This is a genomic window from Variovorax sp. EBFNA2 (genome assembly GCF_033802765.1).
In the GTDB taxonomy this organism is placed as follows: domain Bacteria; phylum Pseudomonadota; class Gammaproteobacteria; order Burkholderiales; family Burkholderiaceae_C; genus Variovorax; species Variovorax paradoxus_H.
The window spans coordinates 138,356-163,248 of record NZ_CP138496.1 but is presented as its reverse complement, the minus strand read 5'-3'; the positions used below and the strand labels follow the sequence as shown (position 1 = coordinate 163,248).

The window sequence follows — 24,893 nt, the reverse complement described above, 5'->3', positions numbered from 1 at the left end:
ACGATGACGATGCCCAACGGCGGGCTGCCGCAGGCCGCTTCGGCCGTGCCGCCATCGAACGAACAGATCCTGCGCATCGAAGACCTCACCGTGTCCTTCGACGGCTTCAAGGCCGTGGACGGGCTGAGCCTTTCGGTCGAGCGCAACGAGCTGCGCGTGATCATCGGACCGAACGGCGCGGGCAAGACCACGCTGCTCGACATGGTGTGCGGCAAGACCAAGCCCAGCGCGGGTCGGGTGCTGTTCAACGGCCAGGACCTGGGCCGCTTGAACGAGTACGAGATCGTGCGCGCCGGCGTGGGCCGCAAGTTCCAGACGCCCTCGGTCTACGAAGACCTCACGGTGCTGGAGAACTTCGAGATCTCGCTGCCGCGCATGCACGGGCTGCTGCAGTCGCTGACCTTTCGCCGCACACCCGCCGTGCGCGAGCGCATCGACGCGATGGCCGAGCAGGTCTTCCTGGCCGAACGCCTCGGCCATCGCGCCGGGCAGCTCAGCCACGGGCAGAAGCAGTGGCTGGAGATCGGGATGTTGCTCATGCAGGAGCCCGAGCTGCTGCTGCTCGACGAGCCCGTGGCCGGCATGAGCCCGCGCGAGCGCGAGCAGACGGGCGACCTGCTGCGGCGCATCTCGGCCGGCAAGTCGGTGGTCGTCATCGAGCACGACATGGACTTCGTCAAGCGCATCGCACACCGCGTCACGGTGCTGCACCAGGGCAAGTTGCTGAGCGAAGGCACGGCCGCCGAAGTGCAGGCCGACCCGCGCGTGATCGACGTGTACCTCGGCCATTGAGCGAAGGAGAATTCACATGCTCGAAGTCTCCGATCTCAACGTGGCGTATGGCGAATCGCACGTCATCCGCGATGTGTCGCTGCGCGTCGCGCCCGACGAAGCGGTCGCCATCATGGGCCGCAACGGCATGGGCAAGACGACCTTGCTGAAGTCGCTCATCGGCCTGCTGCCCGCGCGCGGCGGCCACATCCGCCTGGGCGGCACCGAACTCACGAAGCTGCCGAGCTACCAACGCGTGGCGCAGGGCCTGGCCTTCGTGCCGCAGGGGCGCATGGTGTTCCCGTTCCTCACGGTGGAGCAGAACATCCTCGCCGGCGCCGCGAGGTCGGGCCACCGCACGGTGCCCGACTACCTCTACACCTTCTTTCCCGTGCTCAAGGACATGAAGCAGCGCAAGGCCGGCAACCTCTCGGGCGGCCAGCAGCAGATGCTGGCGATTGCGCGCGCGCTCATCTCGGAGCCGAAGGTGCTGATCCTCGACGAGCCCACCGAGGGCATCCAGCCTTCGATCATCAAGGAGATCGCGCAGACGCTGAACGTGCTGCGCGCCGAGCGCGGCTTTGCCGTCGTGGTGTCGGAGCAGGTGCTGAGCTTCGCGCTCGACCTGGCCGACCGCTTTCTCGTCATCGACCGCGGCCGCATCGTGCACGACGAAGCACGCGCGAGCCTTGACCAAGACAAGGTCCGATCCTTTCTGACCGTGTAGCCCTTCCTCTTTTTTCCCTCAACCACCCTTCAGGAGCAGCGTCATGAGACATGGTGATATTTCGAGCAGCAACGATTGCGTCGGCGTCGCGGTCGTCAACTACAAGATGCCCCGCCTTCACACCAAGGCCGAGGTGCTCGACAACGCACGCAAGATCGGCGAGATGCTGGTCGGCATGAAGCGCGGCCTGCCGGGCATGGACCTGGTGATCTTTCCCGAGTACTCCACGCACGGGATCATGTACGACGCCAAGGAGATGTACGACACCGCGTCGGCCATCCCCGGCGAGGAGACCGCGATCTTCGCGGACGCGTGCCGCCGCGCCAACGTGTGGGGCGTGTTCTCGCTCACCGGCGAACGCCACGAGGAGCACCCGAACAAGGCGCCCTACAACACGCTGATCCTCATGAACAACCAGGGCGAGATCGTCCAGAAGTACCGCAAGATCATGCCGTGGGTGCCCATCGAGGGCTGGTATCCGGGCGACTGCACGTATGTGAGCGAAGGCCCCAAGGGCATGAAGATGAGCCTCATCATCTGCGACGACGGCAACTACCCCGAGATCTGGCGCGACTGCGCGATGCGCGGCGCCGAGCTCATCATCCGCTGCCAGGGCTACATGTACCCGGCCAAGGAACAGCAGATCCTGGTGTCGAAGGCCATGGCCTTCATGAACAACACCTACGTGGCCGTGGCCAACGCGGCCGGCTTCGACGGCGTGTACTCGTACTTCGGCCACTCCGCGCTCATCGGCTTCGACGGCCGCACGCTCGGCGAATGCGGCGAGGAAGAGATGGGCATCAACTACGCCGAGCTCTCGATGAGCCTCATCCGCGACGCGCGCAAGAACGGCCAGTCGCAGAACCACCTGTTCAAGCTCGTGCACCGCGGCTACACCGGCACCATCAACTCGGGCGACGGCGACAAGGGCGTGGCGGCCTGCCCCTACAACTTCTACACGCAGTGGATCAACGACCCCGAAGGCACGCGGGAGATGGTGGAGTCGTTCACGCGCACCACGGTCGGCACGCCCGAGTGCCCGATCGAGGGCATTCCGAACGAGCCGGCGAAGCATCGCTGAGCGACCGCACCCCGCCCCTCCCCTTCAACGCAAGAAAAAGAGGTATGCCATGAGTCAGACGCATGTCGACGACACGGTACTCGGCGACGAGTACGAGCACGACCCGGTGCCGCTCTCGAAGCGGCGCAGCACCTTCTCGGTCTCGATGGTGTGGCTCGGGTTCCCGATGATCATCACGGGGGCCATGACCGGCTCCATCCTGGTGGCGGGCATGGGCTTCCGGTCCGCGCTGCTCGCGATGGTCGTGGGCAACCTGCTGATGTTCGCGTATGTCGGGGCGCTCGGCGCGCTGGGCACGGCGCGCGGCCACAACTTCGCGCTGCTGGCCAGTGCCAGCTTCGGCAAGAAGGGCTACGTGTTCGCGTCGGGCCTGCTGTCGACCTTGCTGCTGGGCTGGTACGCGGTGCAGACCGGCATCACGGGCAACCTGATGCACACGGCCTTCAAGTTCGACTACCTGACGATGACGATCGCGGCCGGCGTGCTGTACCTGGGCATCACCTTCGTCGGCATTCGCGGCCTGCACTGGATCGGCATGGTGTCGGTGCCGCTGTTCGTGGTGCTGGGCGGCTGGGTCGCCTTGCATTCGGCCGGCGCGGCGGGGTGGGACAAGGTGCTCTCGTACGCCGGCACGCAACCCGCGTTGCCGATGTCCTTCGGCATCGGGCTGACCATCGTGGTGGCGCTGTTCATCGACGCGGGCACGGTCACGGCCGACTTCAACCGCTGGGCCACCGACCGCAAGAGTTCGCTGATCGCCACGGCCTGCGCCTTTCCGGTGGCCAACCTCGTCGCGATGCTGGTCGGCGGCGTCATGACGGCCGCGCTGGCGCTGCCGCAACCGCAGCCCTTCGGCCTGGACAACATGTTCGGCTACCTGCTGGCGCAGAACGCGCCATGGCTGGCCGTCGTGGCCTTCGTGTTCCTGCTGTGCAACCTGGGCTCGGTGTGCGCGCACTGCCTCTACAACTCGGCCGTGGGCTGGTCGCGCATCGGCAACGGGCGCATGCGCGTGTTCGCCGTGGCGCTCGCCGCGGTGGGCATCGTGATTGCCGCGGCCAACGTGTGGGCGCTGTTCATTCCGTGGCTGTCGCTGCTGGGCATCCTGGTGCCGCCCATCGGCGCCGTGCTGATCGCCGACCTGTATTTCGTGCGGCCCGGCGCCGCCATCGGTGCCGACTGGCGCCCGCGCGCCTTCATCGCCTGGGGCGTGGGCTCGCTGGTGGCCTATGCCACCGAGACGATGGCGCCGCAGCTGTCGACGGCGGTGGCGGCCTTCATTGCGGCAGGCGTCTGCTACTTCGTGCTCCACATCGGGAGCGCAGCGCCGGTGGCGGCAGCCGCGCCTTCCATCAAGAACTGAACACCTCCTTCGAAAGCGATCACCCCATGGACTACGACATCTTCGACCTCGGCGACGTGCCCCTGCAGCGGGGCGCGACGCTGCGCAATGCGCGGCTCGCCTACAAGACCTACGGCAAACTCAACGCCGACAAGAGCAACGTGATCGTCTACCCGACCTGGTACTCGGGCCAGCATTACGACAACGAATGGCTCATCGGCCCGGGCATGGCGCTGGACCCCGAGAAGTACTTCATCATCGTGCCGAACATGCTGGGCAACGGCCTGTCTTCGTCGCCGAGCAACACGCCCGAGCCGTACAACCTGTCGCGCTTTCCGGACATCACGCTGTACGACAACGTCACGCTGCAGCACCGGTTGGTGACGGAGAAGTTCGGCATCGAGCAGGTCGCGCTGGTGGTGGGCTGGTCGATGGGCGCGCAGCAGACCAACCAGTGGGGCTGCCTGTACCCCGACATGGTGAAGCGCATCGCGCCCTTCTGCGGCTCGGCGAAGACGGCGCCGCACAACATCGTGTTCCTCGAAGGCGTGAAGGCCGCGCTCCAGGCCGACGCCGCATGGAACGGCGGCTGGTACACCACGCCGCCGAGCAAGGGCCTGCGCGCGGTGGGCCGCGTGTACGCGGGCTGGGGTTTGTCGCAGCCCTTCTACATGCAGGAACTGTGGCGCGAGCTGGGCTTCAGTTCGCTCGAAGACTTCCTGGTGGGCTACTGGGAAGGCTTCTTCCTGCAGAAGGACGCGAACAACCTGCTCGCGATGCTGTGGTCGTGGCAGCACGGCGACATCAGCGACAACCCGGTGTTCAAGGGCGATTTCAAGAAAGCACTGGGCGCCATCAAAGCGCGCGCGATCGTGATGCCGGCCGAGCGCGATCTGTACTTTCCCGTGGCCGACAACGAGTGGGAGGTGTCGCACATGCCGAACGCCGAGTGCCGCCCGATCCCCGGCGTGTGGGGCCACTTCGCGGGCGGCGGCAGCAGCCCGGTCGACACCCGCTTCATCGACGACGCCCTCAAGGAACTGCTCGCCACGCCATGAACGCTCCCGTCCACGACCCGCTCGCCAGCTACCGCATCGAGACCGAGCCGTTCTACCGGCCCGCCGGAAACGAAGTGGTGCTCTATGAACACGCCTATCGCCACCGCATGCCGCTGATCCTGAAAGGGCCGACCGGCTGCGGCAAGACGCGCTTCGTGGAGCACATGGCGTGGTCGCTCGGCCGGCCGCTGGTCACGCTCGCGTGCAACGAGGACATGACGGCGTCGGACCTCGTGGGCCGCTACCTGCTCGATGCGAACGGCACGGCCTGGCACGACGGGCCGCTGACGCTTGCGGTGCGCCACGGTGGCATCTGCTACCTCGACGAAGTGGTCGAGGCGCGGCAGGACACCACCGTGGTGATCCACCCGCTGACCGATGCGCGCCGCATCCTGCCGCTCGACAAGAAGGGCGAACTGGTGCACGCGCACCCCGACTTCCAGCTCGTGGTGTCGTACAACCCCGGCTACCAGAGCAGCGCGAAGGACATGAAGCCGTCGACGCGCCAGCGTTTCGCCGCGCTGGAGTTCGACTATCCCGACGGCGTGCTCGAAGCGGAGATCGTCGCGCACGAAGCCGGCATTGAACCTGAGCTCGCCGCAAAGCTCGTGGCCATTGCGCACTGCTCGCGCGAACTCAAGCACCGCGGGCTCGACGAGGGCGTGTCGACGCGCATGCTGATCTACGCGGGCGTGCTGATCCGCGACGGCGTGTCGCCGCGCGACAGCTGCGACATGACGATGACGCGCGCCCTCACCGACGACCCCGACATGGCGAGCGCGCTGCAGGGCTTTGTCGAGGCGCAGTTCGGATGAACGACGGGCACAGCGCCCTCTCGCTGCTGGCCCGCGGGCTGGCCGGCGTCGATGTCGACGTGCAGCCACTGGCCGGCGCACGCGCCGTGCTCAAGGGCCGCCGGCTGCTGTTGCCCGAGGGCGACGAGGCCGTCGTGCGCCTGCACCGCGCGATGGTGGCGCATGCGGTCGCGCACCTGCGCTACTCGACGCCCGCGCGGCCGGCGCGCACGCTCAAGCCGATGGGCATCGCCATCGTCTCGGCGCTCGAAGACGCGCGCGTCGAGCGCCTGCTGTGCCGCGACTTTCCCGGCCTGCATGGCTGGTTCGTTGCGGCGCTGCCGCCCGCGCCCGATCCGCTGGACCTGCGCTTTGCCGCGCTGGTCGCGCGCGTGGACCGCGTGCTGCTGCTAGCCGATGCCCAAGACGACAACCACTGGGTCAACAAGGCGCGCCACCTGTTCGACGAGACCGTCGCCCGCGCAGGGCTGGACGACTACGACGCCTTCCGCGCCATCGCCTCGATCCTCGCCAACGACCTGGGCCAGATGCGCGTGCGCTTCGAGCCGCAGGACTACGCCGTGCCCGCGCCCTGGCGCGACGACAACAGCTACCTCTGGGATTTCGGCGAAGCCGAGACACCGCCCGACGACGCCATCGCGCTGCAGCAGACGGGCGTGCGGCCACCGCCAGCTTCGGATGCACCGAACGAAGGCGACGCAGCGCCACCCGAAGGCGGCGCCGACATGGAGCTCGGCCGCTACACCTACCCCGAATGGGACCGCACGCAGGAGCGCTTGCGGCCCGACTGGTGCACGGTGATCGAGAAGCTGCCCGCATGGCAGGGCCTGGGTGCGATGGGCACGTCGACGGCGGCGGGCCATGAGCGCATCGTGCCGCTCACCCTGCCCCGCGCGCGCCACCTCGACCGCACGCACCGCCTGCGCCGGCAGTGGGAAGGCGATGACATCGACCTCAATGCGGCCATCGAAGTGCTGGTCGATCGCCGCCTGCGCCTGCGGCCCGATGCGCGGCTGTTCATGCGACCCGGCAAGGGCCCGCGCCCGTCGAGCGTGCTGGTGCTGCTCGACCTGTCGGAGTCGGCCAACGACGCGGGCCACGGCGATGGCGCCGTGTCGCTGCTCGACCTGGAGAAGCAGGCCGCGCTGCTGCTGGCTGCCTCGAACGCGCGCGGCATCGACCGGCTCGCCATCCACGGCTTTTCGTCGAACACGCGCGCCGAGGTGTACTACTACCGCCTGCTCGAGTTCGGCCAGCCGCTCGCCGCGCCCTCGCGCGCGATGATCGGCACGGTGCGCGGGCGCTACTCGACGCGCATGGGCGCCGCGCTGCGCCATGCGGCCTCGCACCTGCAGGCCGAGCCCGCGGGGCCGCGCGCGATCCTGCTGGTGACCGACGGTGCGCCGTCGGACATCGACGTGCACGACCCGAAGTACCTCATCGAAGACGCCCGCCAGGCCGTGGCCGAGGCGCGCGATGCCGGCGTGCGCAGCGCGTGCATCGCGGTGGACGGCGCGGCCGATGCGTATGTGCGGCGCATCTTCGGCTGGCGCAACTATTGCATCGCCGACGATGCGCGCAGCCTGCCCGCGCGGCTGGCCCGCATGAGCACGCGGCTGGCCGCCGCCCATTGACCGAACGACGGAAGAAAGACACGGAGGAGCACACAATGAGGGCCTACACATCCAGGAGACACCCCAGTGGCTGACAGGGACCCTCTTCGCGTCGGCATTCTGTATTCCGAGACCGGCGTCACCTCGACCATCGGCCTGTCGCAGCTGCAGGGCGCGCTGCTGGCCATCGAGGAGATCAACGCGGCCGGCGGCGTCGACGGCCGCGAACTCGTGGGCGTGCGCTACGACCCGCAATCGAACCCCGTGCGCTACGCCCAGTTGGCCGAGCGGCTGATCGTGCAGGACCGCGTGAACGTGATCTTCGGCTGCTACATGTCGAGCAGCCGCAAGGCCGTGATCCCGGTGATCGAGAAGTGGAACAAGCTGCTGTTCTACCCCACGCTGTACGAAGGCTTCGAGTACTCGGGCAACGTGATCTACACCGGCGCGGCGCCCAACCAGAACAGCGTGCAGCTGGCCGAGTTCATGACCACGAACTTCGGTTCGCGCGTGTACCTGATCGGCTCCGACTACATCTACCCCTACGAGTCGAACCGCATCATGGGCGAGCTGGTGATGCAGCGCCCCGGCAGCGAAAAACTCGGCGAGCGCTACGTGGCGCTCGACGCCACCGAGAAAGATTACCGCGCGATCATGGACGACATCCGCGACAAGCGGCCCGACTTCATCTTCTCGACGGTGGTGGGCGACTCCACCGCCAGCCTCTACCGCGCGTATGCCGAGGCCGGTTTCGACCCGAAGACGATGCCCATCTCGAGCCTCACCACCTCGGAGGCCGAGGTCTCGCAGATGGGTCCGGGCGTGACCACGGGCCACTTCACGGCGGCACCGTATTTCCAGTCGATCGACTCGCCCGCCAACCAGCGTTGCCTGGCGCGGCTGCGTGCGCGCTTCGGCGACGGCTGCGTGCCCAATCTGTGCTGGGAGGCGTCGTACTTCCAGATGCACATCTTCGCCAACGCCTTCCGGCAGGCGGGCACGGACGGCATCGCGGAGATCCTGCCGCACATCCTGGGCAGCGAGTTCGATGCGCCGCAGGGCCGCGTGAAGATCGACCCGGCGAACCACCACACCTGCCTGTACCCGCGCATCGGGCGGGTCGATGCCCACGGCCAGTTCACCATCGTGCGGCAGGCGACGCGCGCGGTGTACCCGGACCCTTACCTCGTCACCCATTCGCTGGGCGACTGGACGGCGCGGCTCGATACGCTGGAGCTCTAGGATGAACCCGCAGCAGTCGTTGATCGGCGCGCCCCAGCAGCGTGCCCCTGTGCGCAGGGCACTGGGTGCTTCCCGCAGCGAAATCAAGGAGGAGGCGAAGCCGGGGGACATTCGCGGAGGGAAATACCCGGTGGCCTGCGCACGCGCCCCGAACAGCAGCACCAGCGGCGCCCTGAGAAAGAGCTGACCGTGGACAGCACAGCCCCCAAGCGACACACCCTGCGGGTGACGCCACCGCAGCTCAAGGAGCTGCGGCTGCTGAAGATCGCGGTGATCCATCCCGACGACGCAGACGGCCGGCAGCTCACCCAGCAACTGCAGCGCATCGGCTGCCAGGTGCAGGCCTTCTGGCCGCCCGTGCAGCACCTGCCCGAGGGCATCGACGTGGCCTTCATGGCCGTGCTGCCCGACTTCATCAACCTGCGTTTCGAGTGGACCCAGAGCGAGGACGCGCCCGCCGTCATCGCCGTCGTCACGTACGAGAACCCGACCATCGTCGAGGCCGTGCTCGAGATCGGCGCCAAGGCGGTGCTGCCGTCGCCGGTGCGTTCGTTCGGCTTGCTCTCGGCACTCGTGGTCGCGCGCGAGGCGCACAAGGAAAGCCGTTCGCTCGCGCGGCGCCTGCGCAAGACCGAGGCCAAGCTGCTCGGCGTGCGGCAGCTGGCCGAGGCCAAGTCCATCCTCATGAAGACGCACGACGTGTCGGAAGGCCAGGCGCACGACCTGATCCGCGAGCAGGCCATGAGCAAGCGCACCACCATGGAAGACATTGCCGCGGCCATCGTCAACGCCAACGAAATTCTTTCGCTCGGCGCGCGCGGCAACAAGCCGAGCGCGGGCTGAACGAACTCAGAGCTGGCGAAAGCCCGTCAGCACCTTCAGCACGCTCTGCGTGGCACCGTCAAGCACCGCATGCTGGCGGTGCGCAATGCCCACGCGCCGCGTGAGTTTGGGCGTCACCGGCACGATCTGCATGCGATCGTTGCGCGCCATGTCGGTGGACTTCTGCAGCGGCAACAGCGCGGCGCCATAGCCCGCCGCCACGAGGCTGCGGATGGCGGCGTCGTAGTTGAGTTCGATGCGCGCACGCGGCGCAAAGCCGGCGGCGGCAAACCACTCCATCGTGAGGCGGTACATGTGCGTGGTCGCCTCGTTGAAGATCAGCGGCTGCGCCGCGAGCCACGCCGGCGTGACGCGCTTCGGCGCCTTCCAGCGCTGCGGTACGAACGCCATCATGGGCTGCTCACACCAGGGCGTGACCACGATGCCGCGCACCGGCGGCTGCGGAATGGCGACCAGGCCGATGTCGAGCGTGCCCGCCGCGAGCCGCTCCATGGCCTCGTACGAGCCCCGGATGCTCACCTCGACGTCGATGCCCGCGTGCTCCGCCCCCAACGCCTCGAGCACCTGCGGCAGCAGGTCGACCAGCACGCCGGTCGAGGTGCCCAGCCGCACGCGGCCCGTGCGGCCTTCGGCCTGGCGCTTGACGGCGTCCACCGCGTCGTCGGTGTCGCGCAGCAGCTTGCGCCCGCGCTCCACCAGCGCCGCACCGGCCGGCGTGGGCAGCACGCGGCGGCTGCCGCGCACCACCAACGGTGCGCCCAGGCGCGATTCGAGTTCGCTGATGTGCAGGCTCACCGTCGGCTGCGCGAGGTGCAACGCCTTGGCCGCGGCCGAGAAGGTGCCCAGGTCGGCAATGGCGATGAGCGTGCGCAGTTGGTCGAGGTTGAGCTGTCGCATCAGGAATGCTGATTGAAGGTGTCAGAAATCTCAACTTCCATAATAGCACGCGCCGCCGGAAGATAAGCGCTCCCCTACCAGGAGCCCATCGTGACCGCGCCGAAGCCACCGTCTTTTCATCAACGCCTGCTGCATGCCCTGCACGACTGGCGCCGCCGCGCCGTGACACGCCGCCGCGCCCGCGACGACGTGCAACTGCTGGCCGGCATGAGCGACCACGACCTGCGCGACCTGGGCATCGGCCGCAGCGAAGTGCCCGAGCTGCTCGACAGGCACCGCCACTGATTCACCGAAACGCGCGTGCGGTTTCTTCAGGGACCGCATGCGATTTGAGGTTCAATCCAGGGCGTGCCTTCCATCGCCATCCCTGCTCTTCTTTCCATCGAACTCACTTCGCCGCAGTCCGTCAACGGACGGCGCGCCGCCTTCCAGTCGCTGTGGCTGCTGGTGCGCATGCAGCACGCCCATGCCCACGGCGGCGGCAGCGGTGTCGTGCGGCTGGCCGACCTGCGCGGCGAGGTGTCCGACGCCAGCACGCTGCGCATGGTCGTGAGCCGCGCCTTCCGCGACTTCAAGGCCTGGGGCCTCGAGGTCGGCTGGGGCGAAGACCTGCAGCGCGAGCCGCGCTTTCTCAACGCCGAGCGGCGCAGCCAGGGTCCGTTCTGGCTGCCGGCCGCGCAAGCCAAACGCCTGCGCCTGCTCGTGGACAACCGCCCGGCGACCGCCGCCGAGGTCGCGTCGTTCCTCGGCCTGCGTTCGCGCAAGGCGCAGGCCGCCGGGGCGATGACGCCGCCCGACGCCGTGCACCTGCAGGACGCGGCCTTCTGGAAACAGCTGGTCGCCTCGCAGCAGGCCGCGCGGCAGGGCCGGCTGATGTCGCCGGTGGCGGGCGGGAACGGCAGCGCGCTCGAGTCCATCCGCCTGGCCGGCACGCTGGCCGCCAGCGACTTCCAGCGCGCGCTGGTCACGCTCAACGAGGCGATGCTGTGGCGCCGGCTCGGCGACAACGAGCAGGCACGCCGCCGGCTGCAGGCACTCAAGAAGCAGCGGCTCGCGCACCACGTGGCGGGCAACGACTACCTCGGCGCGATGGAGTGCATCGTCTCGGCCTGGTGCGCCTACACCGCACGCGACCTGCCGCTGGCGCAGTCGCTGCTGGGCGGCATGGCCGAAGACCCGGCGCGCGCGCTGGTGCTGCGCCACCACCCCGACGTGCGCTTCGAGTGGTGCAACCTGTGGGCGCTGGCCTGCCGTTCGCGCGCCCTTGCGCTGGCCGCCGACGACCGCCCGGCTGCCGCGGCGCTCGCCGAAGAGTCGCTGCAGCGCTTCGGCGAAGCGCTGGCAGCGGCTTTCGAGTCGCACTCCTTCGACGCCGCGCAGCACGTGGCGGCCAACATGGGCATGGCCGCGTGGCTGTTCGACCGCGTGGGCCTGGGCGACCTGCCGGCGCTCGCGCACGACGGCCACCGGGCCGACACCACGCGCCGCGCGGTGCAATGGATCGCCTTCAGCGAATGGCTGTGCGGCCACACCGACGGCCAGGGCCGTTCGGCATGGAACGCGATCTACCTGATGCGCATCGCACGCGGCCATTGCAAGCCAGAGACGCAGCCCACGCTCGCGCAGTTCCGCGCACAGAAGCCGCTCGACCCGGCCGCGGTCTCGAAGCTCGCAGGCCCGCTCGCCGATGCCTTCGACGCCGCCAACTGGCCCGCGCGCTGGGTCGACGTGGCGCAGGCGCGGCTGGCCGACCACCAGGCCGGGCGACGCCGCTACCCCGGGCTGCAGCAGGGCAGCCTGCTGTTCGAGCACGCGTGGTACGCGGCGCATGCGGGCGACCTGAAGGCGGCCGAGCACTCGCTGGACCTGCTGCGCGAGGTGCTGCCGCAGCTGGTGCCGAGCGACCGCGCCTACTTCACCGAGTCGTGGAACGACGCACTGCCGGCCGAACTGGTGCTGGAGGCGAAGCCGCCGAGGCGGCCGGCGGCGCCGAAGAAGAAGGCGCGCTGAGCGCCTCTTGAACGCGCTCGCGCAGCACCGGCAGCACATCGCGCTCGAACCACGGATGGTGCTGGAACCACGCGGTGTTGCGTGGCGACGGATGCGGCAGCGGGACGAAGCGCGGTGCGTAGTCGGCAAAGGCTTCGACGGTTTCGGTCACGCCCTTGTGCGCGGTCTTGCCAAGGAAGTGGCGCTGCGCGTACTGGCCGATGAGCAGCGTCAGCGCGATGTGCGGCATCTGCGCCAGCAGGCGGTCGTGCCACAGCGGCGCGCACTCCTTGCGCGGCGGCAGGTCGCCGCTGGTGCCGCGGCCCGGGTAGCAGTAGCCCATCGGCACGATCGCGATGCGCGCCGCGTCGTAGAACAGCTCACGGTCGATGCCGAGCCAGCGGCGCAGCTGGTCGCCGCTCTTGTCGTTCCACGGCACGCCGGTCTGGTGCACCGTGAGGCTGGGCGCCTGGCCGACGATCAGCAGCCGCGCGCTCGCACTGGCCTGCACGATCGGGCGCGGCCCGAGCGGCAGGTGCGCCTCGCACGCGCGACAGGCGCGAATCTCGGCGAGCAGTGCATCCACGGCGCTGAAAACTAATCTGCGAACGGACGGAAGAACGCGTTGAGCTCGGTGCCCGGCGTGGCATCGGCAAAGCCGTCGAAGCGGCCCTGCTCGGCCAGCGTGCGTGCGGCGCGGATGAAGCCGCCCCAGGCCGCGCGCGCCATGCCGCCGCCCACGCTCACGCGGCGCACGCCGAGCGCGGCGATGTCCGCCATCGTCAGCTCGCTGGTCGCGCCGACCAGCAGGTTCACCGGCTTGGGCGCAACGGCGGCTACCACGGCCGCGATCTGCTCGCGCGTCTTGATGCCGGGCGCGTAGAGGCAGTCGGCGCCGGCCTCGGCGTAGGCACGCAAGCGCGCGATGGTGTCGTCGAGGTCGGGGCGGTTGGCAAAGAAGTTCTCGGCGCGGCCCACGAGCAGCGTGTCGCCGCCCGCCGCGTCGATGGCCCGGCGCGCAGCGCGCAGCCGCTCGACCGCGACGTCGATGGGGAACAGCGGATCGTCGGGGTTGCCCGTCGAATCCTCGATCGACAGGCCCGCCACGCCGGTCTCTACCGCGAGGCGCACGCTCTCGGCCACGCCCTGTGCATCGGCGGCAAAGCCGTTCTCGAAATCGGCGTTCACCGGCAGGTCGGTGGCGGCCACGAGTTCACGCAGGTGCGCGAGGATCTGGTCGCGCGACAGCGCCCCGTCGGCATGGCCGCGCGACCACGCGAAGCCGGAGCTGGTGGTGGCCAGCGCCTGGTAGCCCAGGCCTTCGAGGTAGCGCGCGCTGCCCGTGTCCCAGGGGTTCGGAATGACGAAGCAGCCTTGTGCGTGGAGGGCACGGAAGGCGGCGCGCTTTTCGGCGACGGTGCGGGTCATGGGGCCTCGGCTTTCTGTGTTCAAGACGGTGAGCCGGTCATTCTGACGCAGGCGTCTCAGCACTCCACCACGTTCACCGCAAGCCCCCCCAGCGAGGTCTCCTTGTACGTGGACTTCATGTCCTCGCCGGTCTGCTTCATGGTGCGGATCACGGCGTCGAGCGAGACGTAGTGGCTGCCGTTGCCGCGCAGCGCCATGCGCGAGGCGTTGATGGCTTTCACCGCGCCCATCGCGTTGCGCTCCACGCAGGGGATCTGCACCATGCCGCCGACCGGGTCGCAGGTGAGGCCCAGGTTGTGCTCCATGCCGATCTCGGCCGCGTTCTCGACCTGCGCGGGCGTGGCGCCGAGCACGGCGGCGAGCGCGCCGGCCGCCATCGAGCAAGCCACGCCGACCTCGCCCTGGCAGCCGACCTCGGCGCCCGAGATGGAGGCGTTGGTCTTGTAGAGCATGCCGATGGCCGCGGCCGTGAGCAGGAAGTCGACGATGCCTTCGTCGCTCGCCTGCGGCACGAAGCGCTGGTAGTAGTGCATCACGGCGGGCACCACGCCGGCCGCGCCGTTGGTGGGCGCGGTGACGACACGGCCGCCGGCCGCGTTCTCCTCGTTCACCGCCATCGCGAAGGCGTTGACCCAGTCCATGGCCGCGAGCGGATCGGCGGCGCCGGCCTGCGCCAGCAGCTCGCGGTGCAGCTCGGGCGCACGGCGGCGCATGCGCAGCGGGCCGGGCAGCGCGTGCGCGGCCAGCGGGTTGTCGATGCCGAAGCCGCGCTGCACGCACTGCTGCATCACGCCCCAGATGCGCAGCAGGCCCGCGCGCACGTCGGCCTCGGGCCGCCACACGCATTCGTTGCGCATCACCAGCGTGGCCACGGAAATGCCGTGCGCATGGCACTGCGCCATGAGTTCGTCGCCGGTCGTGAAGGGATGCGGCACGGCGGCTGCGGCGGCGGCCGTTTGCGCCACCGCCTGCCCGCCCTCGACGACGAAGCCGCCGCCGACCGAGAAGTAGGTGCCCTCGGCAAGCACGGCACCGTCGGCCGCAAAGGCCGTGAAGCGCATCGCGTTCGGGTGCTCGGGCAGCGACTCTTCGCCGCGAAAGGCGATGTCGCGCACGCGGTCGAAGGCGATGGGCGTGGTGCCCAGCAGGCTCAGTTGGCCGCTGCGGCGCAGCGCGTCCAGGCGCGGCTGCACGGTCTCGGGCCGCACGGTGTCGGGCGCGTCGCCGAAGAGCCCGAGGATCACGCCCTGGTCGGTCGCGTGGCCGTGGCCGGTGGCGCCGAGCGAGCCGAAGAGGTCGACGTGCAGCCGTGCCACCTGCGCGAGCAGGCCGCGCCGTTCGAGCGATTGCGCGAACAGCAGCGCGGCGCGCATCGGCCCGACGGTGTGCGAACTCGACGGCCCGATGCCGATCTTGAAGATGTCGAAGGCGGAGAGCATCAGCGCATCATGCGACCGGAAGCTGCTGTTTGACCAGCGCCACCCAGTAGGCCGCACCCAGCGGCAGGATGTTGTCGTTGAAGTCGTAGTACGGGTTGTGCACGTTCGGGTCGTTCGGGCCCTCGCCCGCGCCGATGCCGATGTAGGCGCCGGGACGCTTCTGCAGCATGAAGGCGAAGTCTTCCGAGCCCATGGCCGGCGGGATGTCGGTGTGCACCTGTTCGAGGTCGACCAGGCTGGCCGCCGCCGCGATGGCCGCGTCGGTCTCGGCCGGCGTGTTGACCACGCCGGGGTAGCCGCGGCGGTACTCCAGCGCGACCTTGGCGCCGTGCGTGGCGGCCACGCCGTCGCAGATCTGCTGCATCGCCGCCTGGGTCTTGTCCTGGATGCCGGCGTCGAGCGTGCGCACGGTGCCGCGCAGCACCACGGTCTCGGGAATGACGTTCCACGTGTCGCCGCCGTGGATCTGCGTGACGCTGACCACGGCCGCGTCGGTGGCGCCGGTGCGGCGGCTCACGATGGTCTGCAGCGCGTTGATGAGCTGGGCCGAGATCACCACCGAGTCGATGCCGGTCTCGGGCATGGCGCCGTGGCTGCCCTTGCCGGTGATGACGATCTCGAAGGTGTCGAGAAAGGCCGTCATCGTGCCCTTGCGGATCGCGAAGCGCCCACGCGGCAGGCTCGGGAAGTTGTGCATGCCGTAGACGGCGTCGGCCGGGAACTGGTCGAACAGGCCCTCTTCCACCATCACCCGACCGCCGCCTTCGTTTTCTTCGGCGGGCTGGAACACGAAGTGCACCGTGCCTTTGAACGGCTTGTGGCGCGACAGGTGCTCGGCCGCGCCCAGCAGCATGGCCGTGTGGCCGTCGTGGCCGCAGGCGTGCATCTTGCCGACGCATTTGGAGGCATGCGCCTGCGTGCCCAGCTCCTGCATGTTGAGCGCGTCGAGGTCGGCGCGCAGCGCGATGCTGGGGCCCTCGCCGTTCCTCAGCGTGCCGACCACACCGGTGCCCGCCAGGCCGCGGTGCACGGGCAGGCCCATGAGCATCAGCGCGTTGGCCACCACGTTGGCGGTGCGGTGTTCCTCGAAGGCGGTCTCGGGGTTGGCGTGGATGTCGCGGCGCCAGCTGAGCATGCGGGCACGGGTGTCTTCGGCAATCTCGGGGTCGCGGTACATGGCGTGAATCTCTCGTGGGATGAAATCAGTGGAAGAACTCGGCGATGAACGTCGCGCCGAGGAAAGTGCCTGCGGTGGCGGTCAGCGACACCACCACGATGCGCCAGCCGAGGCGGCGGAACACGGGCAGGTCTTTCGCGACCGAGAAGCCGGCCAGCGCCAGCACCGGCGTGGTGAAGGCCAAAAAGTTGAGCTTGGCGGTGAGCGCGATGAGCGCGTCGGAGAACGGGAACAGGCCCGGGATGCCGACCACGGTGGCCACCACCGACAGCACCAGCACCATCGGCAGGCGCGGCACGAAGCGCTTGACGGCTTCGACGGCACCGGCGATCGCCACCACGGCGAGCACGCCTTCGAGCGACACCAGCACCGGCACCTTGTAGGTCAGGGCATTGCCGATGAGCACGCCGCCGCCCACCACCAGCCAGGCCAGCAGCGTGTCGCGCAGCGAGGTCGGCGCGGCGTGGGCCACGTCGGCGCTCGAGACGTTCGCGCCCGCGTCCACGGCGGCGCCCTGTTGCGCGCCATGCTTCGAGAAGCGGCCCAGCACCGGCTCCAGCTTGCCGTAGAGCCACGAGCACAGCGGCAGCGACAGGAACAGCGTGAAGTAGAAGCCGGCCACGGTGGTCAGCAGGTTCGACGCGGCGGCAATCGCCGTGAGCTGCGGCAGCATCTCGGGCGGGCTCTGCGCAGCGATGGCGCCCAGCGCCGCCGCCATCAGGCTGCCCGAGCCCACGCCGGCGCCCATGGCCAGCGAGCGCGGGTCGAAGATGTGCAGGCTGGCGATGAAGCCCGCCAGCACCGCGATGAACAGCGCGCCCAGCACGGTGCCGGTGATGTACTCGGCCAGCACGCCGCGGCCTTCAGGCGAGGCCATGCCGTACTTCTCTCCGATGATCACGAGGTTGCCCTCGCGGCCCACCGAGAAGGTGGCGCCCACGGCCTCGCGCTTGATGCCAAGCAACAGCGCCAGCGGCAGGCCCAGCGCCAGGGTGCCCAGCGCATGGCCGAACTCCTGGAACAGCAGCGCCCAGCCGGCCTGCTTGACTTGCGGCAGCGCGGCGCCGACCGTGAGGCCCAGCTTCACCACGAACAGCAGCAGGCCCGCGTTGAGCAGGCCGCCGGCCAGCGACTGCTGCGCCGTGGCCACGCGCACCACGCCCGGCACGCGCCGGTGCGCGATGCCCCAGGCGGCGGCCATGAGCAGCGCCCACAGCATCGGCAGCAGCACCACCTTGCCGGGGCCGACGCTGAACTGCGTCGGGCCGATGAGCTCGGCCACGGCCACGAGGACCAGGGTGACGACGAGGAGCTTGAGTTTGCCGGCGGCGCTGGAAGGCGCTACGGCTGCAATCGTGGAGGCAGCGGAGGTCATGGGTGGGCGTTTTCGAGGGGTGCCGGCGAGTTTCGGGCGACGGGCCTCTTGCATCAATGACCGCAAATAAGGATATTCGTTGCATTGAATGCAACACTCGGAGACGACCGCCATGGACGACAAGCTCGACACCCGCCGGGTGCGCTACTTCATGCAGGTGCTCGACAGCGGCTCGGTGCGCGGCGCGGCCGACGTGCTCGACATGGACCCGTCGGCTGTGAGCCGCGCCATCGGCATCCTGGAGACCGAGTGCGGCCTGCCGCTGCTGGAGCGCCACGGACGCGGCGTGGTGCCCACCGACGCAGGCCAGCTGCTGGCCGGCTATGTGCGAAGGCAGCAGGGGCAGAAGCAGCACCTGCTGGCGCAGATGGACAGCATCCGCAAGATCGAGAGCGGCCACATCGACATCGTGGCCGGCGAAGGTTATGTCGACTGGCTCATGCGGCACAGCCTGCGCATCTTCATGGCCAGCCACCCGAAGATCACGGTGAACCTCGACGTGGCCAGCACCGACGAGATCGTGCGCCGCGTGATCGAGGAGCGTGCGCACATCGGCATGCTGTTCCAGCCGCCGAAGGACGAGCGGCTCACCTCGCACCAGTCGCACGCGCAGCCGATCCAGGCCATGGTGCTGGGCTCGCACCCGCTCGCGCAGCTCGGGCGCCCGCTGAAGCTGGCCGACCTGCTGCCCTACCCCGGCGCCACGCTGCACCGCAACTTCGGCGTGCGCCAGCACATCGAGGCGGCCGAGATCAGCGAGGGCGTGCGGCTGCCCGCGCTGCTGACCACCACCTCGTTCAGCGCGCTGGGCCACTTCGTGTCGGCGGGCCTGGGCTACACGCTGGGCACGCGCATCTCGCTCACGCCCAACGCCGACCATCCGGCGCTGGTCGAGCTGCCGATGAAGAACCCGCTGCTGTCGCAGGGGCGCTCGCACATCGTGTCGCGACACGGCCGCCTGCTGCCGCCGGCCGCGGCGACGCTGCTGCGGCAGGTGGTGGCGGACATGAAGCGCTATGCCGATTCGATCGCGGGCACGGGCACCCCCAAGCCCCGCGCGAGCACGCGCGGGCGCGGCGCGACAGGTTGAAGGGCATGGGGCCTTGCGTTGCGTGCGCGCACGGTTCGGTGTTCTGATCGGACCCCATGTCCTACCTCGCTCCCCTCTTCATTCACCTGCTGTGCGCCGCCTTCTGGGTCGGCGGCATGGCCGTCATGCACTTCGCGGTGCGCCCCGCCGCCGTCGCCACGCTGGAGCCGCCGCTGCGCCTGCGCATGATGGCCGCGACGCTGCGGCGTTTCTTCATCGGGGTGGACGCGTCCGTCACGCTGCTGTTCGTGACCGGCATCGGTTTGATCCACGCGACCGGCGGCTTTCGCGCCGTGCACTGGCGTGTCGAGGCCATGATGGGCATCGCGCTCGTGATGGCGGCGGTCTATGTCTACATCCGCGCCTCGGTGTTCCGCGCGCTGCGCCGTGCGGTAGACGACAGCGCCTGGCCTGTGGCGGCCGCGCGGCTGAACACCGTGCGCCAGCTGGTGACGCTGAACCTCGCGCTGGGCGTGGTGGTGTTCGGGGTGGCGGTGATGGGGCGCGGCGCTTAGGCCGCAGGACCCTTCAGTTCCACGCCGTTGCCATCGGGATCTTCGAGGTAGATCGAAGGCCCATTGCCCTCGGCCCCGAAGTTGTTCTGCACCTCACCCTGCACCGGCACGCCGTGCCGCGCCATGCGCGCACGGATCGCCGCTTCGTCGAAGGGTTCGATGCGCAAGCAGAGGTGATCGACGTTGCGCCCCTCGCGCCCGGCCAGTGCGCCGCCCTGGCTGCCCAGCTTGCCATCGTGCGTGACGAGGTCGATGAGGCTGCTGCCGGCGCGCAGGTGCACGAGGCCGAGGTCATCGCGACGCTTCTCGAGCGTGCAGCCGAGCACGTCGCAATAGAAGGCCATGGCGCGTGCGGCGTCGCGCACGCGCAGCACGACGTGGTCGATGCGCAGCACCGCGAACGGCGCGGCATCGGCAGCGGAAACCACAGGCGACGGATCAGGCGGGCGCGTCATGCCCGCCAGTGTGTCAGACCACCCCGGATGCGCGCAATGCCTCGAAGCGCCTGGCGTCGACGCCCATCTCGGCCAGCACCTCTTGCGTGTGCTGCCCGAGCGCGGGCGGTGCGCGGCGCAGCACGGGCGGCGTGGCCGTGAGGCGCAGCGGGCTCGCCACGCCGGTGATGCTGGCGATGCCGTCGCCCGCATCGCGCGGCAGCGTGACGGCCAGGCCGCGCGCCTTGACCTGCGCATCGTCGAAGGCCTGCGCGATGTCGTTGATGGGGCCGCAGGGCACGGCCTTGTCTTCGAGCAGCGCCACCCAGTCGGCGGTGGTGCGGGTGCGCGTGAGTTCTTCGAGCATCGGGATCAGCACGCCGCGGTGTTTCACGCGCAGCGTGTTGGTCGCAAAGCGTTCGTCGGTGGCCCATTCGGCGTGGCCGGCGGCTTCGCAGAAACGCGAGAACTGGCCGTTGTTGCCGATGGCCAGCAGCATCGAACCGTCTTGCGTCGGAAAGTCCTGATACGGCGCGAGGCTCGGGTGCGTGTTGCCCTGGCGGCCCGGCGCCTTGCCGGTGTTGAGAAAAGCGCTCGCCTGGTTGGCGAGGATGGCCATGCCCACGTCGAGCAGTGCCATGTCGATGTGCTGGCCTTCGCCGGTGCGGTCGCGCACCTGCAGCGCCGCAAGAATGGCGGTGCTCGCATAGACGCCGGTGAAGAGGTCAGTGAGTGCCACGCCCACGCGCAACGGGCCACCGCCGGGTTCGCCGTCGGGGCGGCCGGTGATGCTCATCATGCCGGTCATGGCCTGGATCATCAGGTCGTAGCCCGCACGCTCGGCGTAGGGGCCGTCGTGGCCGAAGCCGGTCACGCTGCAATAGATGAGGCGCGGGTTGGCCGCGCGCAGGCTGTCCTGGTCGAGGCCGTACTGCTTGAGGCCGCCGGTCTTGAAGTTCTCGACCACGATGTCGGCCTGCGCCGCCATCTGCTGCAGCAGCGCCTGCCCCTCGGGCGTGGCCATGTCGATGGTGACCGAGCGCTTGTTGCGGTTGCAGGACGTGAAGTAGCTGGCCTGGTCGGTGTCGTGGCCGTGCGCGTCCTTCACGAACGGCGGGCCCCAGGTGCGCGTGTCGTCACCGACGCCGGGGCGTTCGATCTTGACGACGTCGGCGCCCAGGTCCGCGAGGATCTGCGTGCACCACGGGCCCGCGAGCACGCGGGACAGATCGAGGACCTTGATGCCGTCGAGTGCTGCGGGCTTGGTGGTCATGCGTCCGATCAGTTCGCGAAAGCGGCGATGCCGGTGATGGCGCGGCCCAGGATCAGGGCGTGGATGTCGTGCGTGCCTTCGTAGGTGTTGACCACTTCGAGGTTCACCAGGTGGCGAGCGACGCCGAACTCGTCGCTGATGCCGTTGCCGCCCATCATGTCGCGCGCCATGCGGGCGATGTCCAGCGACTTGCCGCAGTTGTTGCGCTTCATGATCGAGGTGATCTCGACCGCGGCGATGCCTTCGTCCTTCATGCGGCCCAGGCGCAGGCTGCCTTGCAGGCCCAGCGTGATCTCGGTCTGCATGTCGGCCAGCTTCTTCTGGATGAGCTGGTTGGCGGCGAGCGGGCGGCCGAACTGCTTGCGGTCCAGCGTGTACTGGCGGGCGCGGTGCCAGCAGTCTTCGGCGGCACCGATGGCGCCCCACGAGATGCCGTAGCGGGCGCTGTTCAGGCAGGTGAACGGGCCCTTGAGGCCTTGCACTTCAGGGAACGCGTTTTCTTCGGGGCAGAACACGCCGTCCATGACGATTTCACCGGTGATGCTGGCGCGCAGGCCGACCTTGCCGTGGATGGCGGGAGCGCTCAGGCCCTTCATGCCCTTCTCGAGCACGAAGCCGCGGATCGGGCCGACGGTGCCGCTTTCGCTGACTTCCTTGGCCCACACGACGAACACGTCGGCGATGGGCGAGTTGCTGATCCACATCTTCGAGCCGCTCAGCGAATAGCCGCCCGGCACCTTCTTGGCGCGCGTGGCCATGCTGCCGGGGTCGGAGCCGTGGTCGGGTTCGGTCAGGCCGAAGCAACCGATAAATTCGCCGGTGGCGAGCTTGGGCAGGTACTTCTGCTTTTGCGCTTCGGTGCCGAATTCGAAGATCGGCACCATCACCAGCGAGCTCTGCACGCTGGCCATCGAGCGGTAGCCCGAATCGACGCGCTCGACTTCGCGGGCGATCAGGCCGTAGGCCACGTAGTTCAGGCCGGGACCGCCGTACTGCTCGGGGATCGTCGGGCCGAGCAGGCCGAGCGCGCCCATTTCGCGAAAGATCGCGGGGTCGGTTTCGCCGCTGCGGAAGCCTTCGATGACGCGGGGCGCCAGGCGCTCCTGGCAGTAGGCGTTGGCCGCGTCGCGGATCATGCGTTCTTCGTCGGTCAGCTGCTGGTCGAGAAGAAAGGGGTCGTCCCAGTGGAATTGCGCTTTGGCGGCCATGTGGATGTCTCCGGAAAAGGAAGAAGAAACAAAAGAAGGGGAATGCGGTCGATCGTAGCCACGCAGGGGGCCTGGCGCAAACGATGAATCCTCACCCAGATATGCGTCTGACGCACATATGGAGAGATACATCTTGTTGATTTACGGGTGAAACCACCCCGCCAGTCATACACTCCCGGCATACATGCGCCGCAAGATCCCACCCCTGCAAACCCTCGTGTGCTTCGACGCCGCCGCGCGCCACGAGAGCTACACCCGCGCCGCGCAGGAACTGGCGCTCACGCAGAGCGCGGTGTCGCGCCAGGTCGGGTCGCTCGAGGCCTTCCTGGGCGTGGCGCTGTTTCGCCGCACGCGGCACGGCGTGGCGCTGACGGCCAGCGGCGCCGCCTACGCGCGCCAGATCGCCCGCCGCCTCGAAGCCATGGAGCGCGACACGCTCGACGCCATGGCGCACCAGGGCGAAGGCGGTTCGCTGTCGCTGGCCGCAGTGCCCACCTTCGCCACGCGCTGGCTCGTGCCGCGCCTGCGCGGTTTTGCAGCACTGCAGCCCGACGTGGTGGTGCACATCGAAACGCGCACCCGCCCCTTCCTGTTCGCCGATGCGGAGTTCGACGCTGCGCTGTACGCGGGCACGCCCGCGCAGGTCGAGAACTGGGCCGGCACGCGCGCTGTGTTGTTGATGCACGAAGACGTGGTGCCCGTGTGCAGCCCGTCGCTGCTGCCCGATGGCCAGGCCGTGTCACCCGACGCCATCGCGCAGATGCCGCTGCTGCAGCAGAGCACACGCCCCGACGGCTGGCGCCAGTGGTTCGACGCGCAACAGATCGACGCGCCCAACGCACGCGGCGGCCCGCGCTATGAGTTGTTCTCGATCCTTGCGGCGGCGGCGTCGCACGGCCTGGGCGTGGCGCTGATGCCGACCATGCTGGTGGCCGACGAGCTGGCGCGCGGCGAACTGGTGGTGGCCTGCCCGCGGGCGCTGTCGGCGGAGCGCAGCTATTACCTCGTGACGCCGGAGCGGGCGGACCAGCGGCCGTTGTTGAAGCTGTTCAGTGATTGGTTGCTGGGGCAGGCGCGGGAGGGGTGATTCAGGCCTTGGCCGGCCGCGCACCCTCTTGCGCATACGCCTGAATCAACGCCGGGAAGGCGGTCAACTCCGGCAGCTTGCCGAAGCGGTGCTTCGCCGGCGTCGTCGCCCACGGCAACTTCTCGTCGGTCCAGGTTTCGGCGAAGGGCACGACCCATTCGTGCCGGTCGAGCATGGTGGGGCGCAGGTTGACGAACTCGTCCATGCCTTCGGTGCGGGTGAACATCCAGCTCTTGCAGTGCGGGCAGAAGAAGTGATGCGAATCGCCGTGCAGGCCGCCAAGGACGGGCTCGCCCGACACCACCTCGAAGCCCGGCGTCGGGATCGCCAATGACAGCGAGAACGCGCTGGCGCTCATGCGCTGGCAACCGGTGCAATGGCAGGCCATCGCCAGCAGCGGCGGCGCGGTGATGCGCAGGCGCACCTGGCCGCAGCGGCAGCCGCCACTCCACGGGAGTTGCCAGTCGCTGGCGGTGTCTTGAGGGGTGGGGTTCTGGGTGCTCATGGAATGCTTTCTGGCTGGGTCTTCGGGATGATCGCTCAAGCCGGGCCCTGCTCCACCGAAACCCGCGTCCGAAAACGGCGAGCCCTCAGGCATCAGCAGCGCGACACTGCCCGCATGACCTCCCCCGTCCCCTCCCGCGTCGACGCCCTCGACTGGCCCCGCATCGACGCCGACCTGGCCACGCGCGGCTGCGCGACCATCGGCACGCTCTTCACGCCCAAGGAATGCGCCGCACTCGCCGCGATGTACGACGCGCCCCAGCATTTCCGCAGCCGCGTGGTCATGCAGCGGCACGGTTTCGGCCAGGGCGAGTACCAGTATTTCGCGAACCCGCTGCCGTCCAAGCTCGTGGCGTTTCGCAGCGCGCTGTACGAGCGCCTCGCGCCGCTGGCCAATGCCTGGGCCACTGCGATGGGCCAGCCGGCCGACTACCCGCCGGACCACGCGGCCTACCTCGATCGCTGCCATGCGGCGGGCCAGCTGCGCCCCACCCCGCTGCTGCTGCGCTATGACGAAGGCGACTACAACTGCCTGCACCAGGACCTGTACGGCGACCTGCAATTTCCGCTGCAGCTCACAGTGCTGTTGAGCCGGCCCGGCGAAGACTTCACCGGCGGCGAGTTCGTGCTGACCGAGCAGCGCCCGCGCATGCAGTCGCGCGCCGAGGTGGTGTCGCTCGCACAAGGCGAGGCCGTGATCTTCGCGGTGAACCAGCGGCCCGTGGCCGGCACGCGCGGCAGCTACCGCGTGACGATGCGCCATGGCGTGAGCCGCGTGCGCAGCGGTCGACGCCACACGCTGGGCCTGATCTTTCACGACGCGCGTTGACTAAAACGAACGCCCGTTCGCAAGCAAGCCCTCGGGCGCAGCAACTTGGCACCGAGCGTGCAAAGTTGCACATATGTACCAAATACAAGCGAAAATCCCGCGCGCATCCGGGGGATTGCCAGGATGGCCGGCGCACACGATCGGCCCCGCAATCCC

At 69.0% G+C, this 24,893-nt stretch carries 26 protein-coding genes; 16 read left to right on the top strand and 10 right to left on the bottom strand.

Translation table 11 applies throughout. The features are described 5' to 3' along the window. Positions 1-9: 9 nt before the first annotated feature. The 10 genes from urtD to RZE79_RS00750 all read left to right on the top strand — a co-directional run bounded on the left by urtD (position 10) and on the right by RZE79_RS00750 (position 9,492). Positions 10-792 carry an urea ABC transporter ATP-binding protein UrtD gene (urtD, locus tag RZE79_RS00795; RefSeq protein ID WP_319361352.1) on the top strand — a complete coding sequence of 261 codons (783 nt, stop codon included), beginning with the start codon at positions 10-12 and terminating at the stop codon, positions 790-792. Between the two features lie 16 nt (positions 793-808). Next, complete coding sequence (gene urtE / locus RZE79_RS00790) at positions 809-1,498, top strand: urea ABC transporter ATP-binding subunit UrtE (protein ID WP_319358547.1); 690 nt, start codon at positions 809-811, stop codon at positions 1,496-1,498. Between the two features lie 43 nt (positions 1,499-1,541). Then, on the top strand, positions 1,542-2,579 hold the full coding sequence (locus RZE79_RS00785; RefSeq protein WP_101490566.1) for an aliphatic amidase: 1,038 nt from the start codon (positions 1,542-1,544) through the stop codon (positions 2,577-2,579). Positions 2,580-2,628: 49 nt separating this feature from the next. After that, positions 2,629-3,942 (top strand): cytosine permease, encoded by a 1,314-nt coding sequence (locus RZE79_RS00780; protein WP_319358545.1) that lies wholly within the window; start codon positions 2,629-2,631, stop codon positions 3,940-3,942. 26 nt (positions 3,943-3,968) lie between these two features. After that, complete coding sequence (locus RZE79_RS00775) at positions 3,969-4,979, top strand: alpha/beta fold hydrolase (RefSeq protein WP_319358544.1); 1,011 nt, start codon at positions 3,969-3,971, stop codon at positions 4,977-4,979. Next, the gene (locus RZE79_RS00770; RefSeq protein WP_319358543.1) at positions 4,976-5,794 is read left to right on the top strand and encodes a CbbQ/NirQ/NorQ/GpvN family protein; all 819 of its coding nucleotides are present in this window, start codon (positions 4,976-4,978) and stop codon (positions 5,792-5,794) included. Before RZE79_RS00775 ends, RZE79_RS00770 begins: the two co-directional genes overlap by 4 nt. Next, positions 5,791-7,428 carry a VWA domain-containing protein gene (locus RZE79_RS00765; RefSeq protein ID WP_319358542.1) on the top strand — a complete coding sequence of 546 codons (1,638 nt, stop codon included), beginning with the start codon at positions 5,791-5,793 and terminating at the stop codon, positions 7,426-7,428. Before RZE79_RS00770 ends, RZE79_RS00765 begins: the two co-directional genes overlap by 4 nt. A gap of 66 nt (positions 7,429-7,494) precedes the next feature. Continuing rightward, positions 7,495-8,649, top strand: a complete 1,155-nt coding sequence (locus tag RZE79_RS00760; protein WP_319358541.1) for a transporter substrate-binding domain-containing protein — start codon at positions 7,495-7,497, stop codon at positions 8,647-8,649. Between the two features lies 1 nt (position 8,650). Next, the gene (locus tag RZE79_RS00755; protein WP_319358540.1) at positions 8,651-8,836 is read left to right on the top strand and encodes a hypothetical protein; all 186 of its coding nucleotides are present in this window, start codon (positions 8,651-8,653) and stop codon (positions 8,834-8,836) included. 2 nt (positions 8,837-8,838) lie between these two features. Further along, the gene (locus RZE79_RS00750) at positions 8,839-9,492 is read left to right on the top strand and encodes an ANTAR domain-containing protein (protein WP_319358538.1); all 654 of its coding nucleotides are present in this window, start codon (positions 8,839-8,841) and stop codon (positions 9,490-9,492) included. Between the two features lie 6 nt (positions 9,493-9,498). Here the strand turns inward: RZE79_RS00750 and RZE79_RS00745 are convergent, their stop codons facing one another. Next, entirely contained in the window at positions 9,499-10,389 is an 891-nt protein-coding gene (locus RZE79_RS00745; protein ID WP_153281263.1) for a LysR family transcriptional regulator, read from the bottom strand. Positions 10,390-10,479: 90 nt separating this feature from the next. On the opposite strand from RZE79_RS00745, the gene RZE79_RS00740 reads away from it, so the two are divergent. Together RZE79_RS00740 and RZE79_RS00735 are read left to right on the top strand one after the other, a co-directional pair. After that, a complete protein-coding gene (locus RZE79_RS00740) occupies positions 10,480-10,674 on the top strand; it encodes a DUF1127 domain-containing protein (protein WP_319358537.1) in 195 nt (64 codons plus the stop codon). A gap of 63 nt (positions 10,675-10,737) precedes the next feature. Continuing rightward, the gene (locus RZE79_RS00735; protein ID WP_319358536.1) at positions 10,738-12,399 is read left to right on the top strand and encodes a hypothetical protein; all 1,662 of its coding nucleotides are present in this window, start codon (positions 10,738-10,740) and stop codon (positions 12,397-12,399) included. Here RZE79_RS00735 and RZE79_RS00730 read toward each other — a convergent pair. The 5 genes from RZE79_RS00730 to RZE79_RS00710 are packed head-to-tail and all read right to left on the bottom strand — an operon-like array spanning position 12,305 to position 17,797. Continuing rightward, positions 12,305-12,964 (bottom strand): uracil-DNA glycosylase family protein, encoded by a 660-nt coding sequence (locus RZE79_RS00730; protein WP_319358535.1) that lies wholly within the window; start codon positions 12,962-12,964, stop codon positions 12,305-12,307. The genes RZE79_RS00735 and RZE79_RS00730 overlap by 95 nt on opposite strands. Before the next feature lie 11 nt (positions 12,965-12,975). Beyond that, the gene (locus RZE79_RS00725) at positions 12,976-13,806 is read right to left on the bottom strand and encodes an isocitrate lyase/phosphoenolpyruvate mutase family protein (RefSeq protein WP_319358533.1); all 831 of its coding nucleotides are present in this window, start codon (positions 13,804-13,806) and stop codon (positions 12,976-12,978) included. Between the two features lie 56 nt (positions 13,807-13,862). Beyond that, positions 13,863-15,248 (bottom strand): L-serine ammonia-lyase, encoded by a 1,386-nt coding sequence (locus tag RZE79_RS00720; protein WP_319361350.1) that lies wholly within the window; start codon positions 15,246-15,248, stop codon positions 13,863-13,865. Between the two features lie 4 nt (positions 15,249-15,252). Further along, the gene (locus RZE79_RS00715; protein WP_319358531.1) at positions 15,253-16,422 is read right to left on the bottom strand and encodes a M20 aminoacylase family protein; all 1,170 of its coding nucleotides are present in this window, start codon (positions 16,420-16,422) and stop codon (positions 15,253-15,255) included. A 25-nt stretch (positions 16,423-16,447) separates the two neighbouring features. Beyond that, positions 16,448-17,797: a DUF3100 domain-containing protein gene (locus RZE79_RS00710; protein WP_319358530.1), complete on the bottom strand. Its 1,350-nt coding sequence runs from the start codon at positions 17,795-17,797 to the stop codon at positions 16,448-16,450. A gap of 112 nt (positions 17,798-17,909) precedes the next feature. On the opposite strand from RZE79_RS00710, the gene RZE79_RS00705 reads away from it, so the two are divergent. Together RZE79_RS00705 and RZE79_RS00700 are read left to right on the top strand one after the other, a co-directional pair. Further along, positions 17,910-18,887 (top strand): LysR family transcriptional regulator, encoded by a 978-nt coding sequence (locus tag RZE79_RS00705; protein ID WP_319358529.1) that lies wholly within the window; start codon positions 17,910-17,912, stop codon positions 18,885-18,887. 56 nt (positions 18,888-18,943) lie between these two features. Beyond that, on the top strand, positions 18,944-19,402 hold the full coding sequence (locus RZE79_RS00700) for a CopD family protein (RefSeq protein WP_319358528.1): 459 nt from the start codon (positions 18,944-18,946) through the stop codon (positions 19,400-19,402). Here RZE79_RS00700 and RZE79_RS00695 read toward each other — a convergent pair. From RZE79_RS00695 to RZE79_RS00685, 3 genes are read right to left on the bottom strand one after another with little or no spacing between them, the layout of a single operon-like run. Further along, complete coding sequence (locus tag RZE79_RS00695; RefSeq protein WP_319358527.1) at positions 19,399-19,857, bottom strand: VOC family protein; 459 nt, start codon at positions 19,855-19,857, stop codon at positions 19,399-19,401. The two genes, RZE79_RS00700 and RZE79_RS00695, sit on opposite strands and share 4 nt — an antisense overlap. Positions 19,858-19,870: 13 nt before the next feature. After that, positions 19,871-21,109 (bottom strand): CaiB/BaiF CoA-transferase family protein, encoded by a 1,239-nt coding sequence (locus RZE79_RS00690; RefSeq protein WP_319358526.1) that lies wholly within the window; start codon positions 21,107-21,109, stop codon positions 19,871-19,873. Between the two features lie 8 nt (positions 21,110-21,117). After that, a complete protein-coding gene (locus RZE79_RS00685) occupies positions 21,118-22,317 on the bottom strand; it encodes an acyl-CoA dehydrogenase (RefSeq protein WP_319358525.1) in 1,200 nt (399 codons plus the stop codon). 184 nt (positions 22,318-22,501) lie between these two features. Between RZE79_RS00685 and RZE79_RS00680 the strand changes: the two genes are divergently transcribed. Next, a complete protein-coding gene (locus tag RZE79_RS00680; protein ID WP_319358524.1) occupies positions 22,502-23,404 on the top strand; it encodes a LysR substrate-binding domain-containing protein in 903 nt (300 codons plus the stop codon). A gap of 1 nt (position 23,405) precedes the next feature. Here the strand turns inward: RZE79_RS00680 and RZE79_RS00675 are convergent, their stop codons facing one another. Next, on the bottom strand, positions 23,406-23,909 hold the full coding sequence (locus RZE79_RS00675) for a GFA family protein (protein ID WP_319358523.1): 504 nt from the start codon (positions 23,907-23,909) through the stop codon (positions 23,406-23,408). 114 nt (positions 23,910-24,023) lie between these two features. Here RZE79_RS00675 and RZE79_RS00670 point away from each other — a divergent pair, with 114 nt between their 5' ends. After that, positions 24,024-24,737 (top strand): 2OG-Fe(II) oxygenase, encoded by a 714-nt coding sequence (locus RZE79_RS00670; protein WP_319358522.1) that lies wholly within the window; start codon positions 24,024-24,026, stop codon positions 24,735-24,737. Positions 24,738-24,893 lie beyond the last annotated feature (156 nt).

Coding starts and splice junctions, on each gene's coding strand:
- urtD (WP_319361352.1), top strand. CDS start 10: ATGCCCAACGGCGGGCTGCCGCAGGCCGCTTCGGCCGTGCCGCCATCG.
- urtE (WP_319358547.1), top strand. CDS start 809: ATGCTCGAAGTCTCCGATCTCAACGTGGCGTATGGCGAATCGCACGTC.
- RZE79_RS00785 (WP_101490566.1), top strand. CDS start 1,542: ATGAGACATGGTGATATTTCGAGCAGCAACGATTGCGTCGGCGTCGCG.
- RZE79_RS00780 (WP_319358545.1), top strand. CDS start 2,629: ATGAGTCAGACGCATGTCGACGACACGGTACTCGGCGACGAGTACGAG.
- RZE79_RS00775 (WP_319358544.1), top strand. CDS start 3,969: ATGGACTACGACATCTTCGACCTCGGCGACGTGCCCCTGCAGCGGGGC.
- RZE79_RS00770 (WP_319358543.1), top strand. CDS start 4,976: ATGAACGCTCCCGTCCACGACCCGCTCGCCAGCTACCGCATCGAGACC.
- RZE79_RS00765 (WP_319358542.1), top strand. CDS start 5,791: ATGAACGACGGGCACAGCGCCCTCTCGCTGCTGGCCCGCGGGCTGGCC.
- RZE79_RS00755 (WP_319358540.1), top strand. CDS start 8,651: ATGAACCCGCAGCAGTCGTTGATCGGCGCGCCCCAGCAGCGTGCCCCT.
- RZE79_RS00745 (WP_153281263.1), bottom strand. CDS start 10,389: ATGCGACAGCTCAACCTCGACCAACTGCGCACGCTCATCGCCATTGCC.
- RZE79_RS00725 (WP_319358533.1), bottom strand. CDS start 13,806: ATGACCCGCACCGTCGCCGAAAAGCGCGCCGCCTTCCGTGCCCTCCAC.
- RZE79_RS00715 (WP_319358531.1), bottom strand. CDS start 16,422: ATGTACCGCGACCCCGAGATTGCCGAAGACACCCGTGCCCGCATGCTC.
- RZE79_RS00710 (WP_319358530.1), bottom strand. CDS start 17,797: ATGACCTCCGCTGCCTCCACGATTGCAGCCGTAGCGCCTTCCAGCGCC.
- RZE79_RS00705 (WP_319358529.1), top strand. CDS start 17,910: ATGGACGACAAGCTCGACACCCGCCGGGTGCGCTACTTCATGCAGGTG.
- RZE79_RS00700 (WP_319358528.1), top strand. CDS start 18,944: ATGTCCTACCTCGCTCCCCTCTTCATTCACCTGCTGTGCGCCGCCTTC.
- RZE79_RS00695 (WP_319358527.1), bottom strand. CDS start 19,857: ATGACGCGCCCGCCTGATCCGTCGCCTGTGGTTTCCGCTGCCGATGCC.
- RZE79_RS00690 (WP_319358526.1), bottom strand. CDS start 21,109: ATGACCACCAAGCCCGCAGCACTCGACGGCATCAAGGTCCTCGATCTG.
- RZE79_RS00685 (WP_319358525.1), bottom strand. CDS start 22,317: ATGGCCGCCAAAGCGCAATTCCACTGGGACGACCCCTTTCTTCTCGAC.
- RZE79_RS00680 (WP_319358524.1), top strand. CDS start 22,502: ATGCGCCGCAAGATCCCACCCCTGCAAACCCTCGTGTGCTTCGACGCC.
- RZE79_RS00675 (WP_319358523.1), bottom strand. CDS start 23,909: ATGAGCACCCAGAACCCCACCCCTCAAGACACCGCCAGCGACTGGCAA.
- RZE79_RS00670 (WP_319358522.1), top strand. CDS start 24,024: ATGACCTCCCCCGTCCCCTCCCGCGTCGACGCCCTCGACTGGCCCCGC.